Origin of the sequence: Roseicella aerolata (assembly GCF_020523605.1) — a bacterium.
Taxonomy (GTDB): domain Bacteria; phylum Pseudomonadota; class Alphaproteobacteria; order Acetobacterales; family Acetobacteraceae; genus Paracraurococcus; species Paracraurococcus aerolatus.
Window position 1 is genome coordinate 1 of sequence record NZ_JAJAQI010000149.1, and the last position, 1322, is coordinate 1322.

Below are 1322 nucleotides of genomic sequence, written 5' to 3' on the forward strand. Positions count from 1 at the left end.
TCAACCGCTTCGTCGCGGAGGCCAACGCCGACCCGCGCCCCTTCCGATGGACCAAGCACCCGGACCACGTCATCGCCGCCGCGAGGCGTGGGCACCAAGCGTTAGACTCGCTCCACTAGATCAGCGCCGCATCCTCGGCCCGCGATCGTGCCCCGCTCCCCGCGCTGCCGGGGGCGGGGTTCTCGCTGCCTGGGGCACCCCTCGCCTGCCCTTGGCCGGGGCCTGCCCCTGCTGGCTGGCCCTCGCGGCCTGCGCCTTCGCCTGCTCCCGCATCCGGGCGACCTCGGGCCAGAGGCGATCCACCCCGCCCTGCTCGAAGGCGTCAATCCGCTGCATCAGGCGGTCGGTCCAGAAGTCGGGATCGCGCGCCCGGCGCCCGCCCTTCGGGGTGGCGATGTGGTGGACGGGGTTCCAGTGTATCTCCACGCCGCGCACCGCGTCGCGCCGATCGGCCGCCACCAGCGCGTCCACGGCCTCGCTGAAGCCCATGGCGCCCTGGCTGACCTTCACGGCATAGGTGCGCGTCATGCGCTCCAGCAGCGGCACGTCCAGCCGCGGCTTCGACGGCTCTCGGCGGGCCTGCTGGCGTGGCGCGGGCTGCTGGGGCCGGGCCTGGGCCGGGGCCTGCTCGGGTGGCTGGATCGCGCGGACCCGCTCCGGACGCCACCGGATGACCTTTCCGACCTTCTGCGCCGCGAGCTTGGCAAACCGCATCACGGCTTGCATGCGCGTCTCGCGCGCTGTCTCGGGTAGGGCCTTCGGGTCGCCGGTCCGCAGCCAGGCGCCACGGTCGGCCACATAGTCCGATGCGTTCAGCCCCTCGGCCGAAGCCTTGGCGCTTCGCAGGAAGGCCATGCGGACGGCTTCGCGGGTCGGCTTCTCCCCGTCCGATGCGAGCCGGTGGGCAATGGCGCCAGCGTCCGCCACCACCAGCACGTCCCGGCGGTGGCGGGTCATCGCCACATAGGCCCGCGACGCATCCAGCCCGTCGCCCGCGTGGATGATGGCGAAGTCGGTTGTGCGGCCCTGCGCCTTGTGGATCGTCCGCGCGTAGGCGTGTTGGAGGACCGCATGGCGCGGGCGGTGTTCCTCGCCCCGGCGGGCGGGCCATGCGAGTTCGGACAGGCGCAGCGTTTCGGTCTTCCCGGTCCGGTCCAGCCGCAGGTTCAGCACCGGGTCCGGTCCCGTCTTGAAGCCCTCCAGTGTTGATTGCCACTGAGAGCTGACCCGGGATTGCCATGAGGATTTGACCCGGGTTGTGGCTGGAAGTTCGGGGTTTTCGGCTTCTGTCAGGTGGGTTGTGGCCTCCTTTCGTGCTTGGC

General features: G+C 71.6%; 1 pseudogene. It reads right to left on the reverse strand.

Annotated elements, in window-relative coordinates:
• Positions 1–120: 120 nt before the first annotated feature.
• Positions 121–1322, reverse strand: a pseudogene (locus tag LHA35_RS28260) (hypothetical protein); the annotation flags it as partial.